This is a genomic window from Monashia sp. HAY1-2A (assembly GCF_056755315.1).
The window spans coordinates 1-266 of sequence record NZ_JBNDHY010000450.1; the positions used below are offsets into that span (position 1 = coordinate 1).

General features: G+C 60.2%; 1 protein-coding gene. It reads left to right on the forward strand.

The window, feature by feature from the left end; all coding sequences use genetic code 11:
- Positions 1 to 266: TonB-dependent receptor plug domain-containing protein (locus ACPYOM_RS22680; protein ID WP_481347693.1), on the forward strand; the 266-nt coding region annotated here is incomplete at both ends.

Consider the following 266-nt stretch of genomic DNA (forward strand, 5'->3'; position numbering starts at 1 on the left):
CTGATCGACGGCGTGCCCAGCAACGTCCACAGCGGCAACCAGCGCTTCATCGACATGCTGTTCCCGCTGGAAATCAGTTTCATCGAAGTGGTGCGTGGCACCAACGACCCGCGTTATGGCCTGCACAACATTGGCGGCAACGTGAACTTCGGCACGCGCCAGGGCGGCAACTACACAGATGGCCGGTTCGGCTACGGCAGCTACAACACCCGCGATGCGCAGTTAGCCATCGGCAGTGAGAGCAACGGGTTTGCGCAGAACTACTT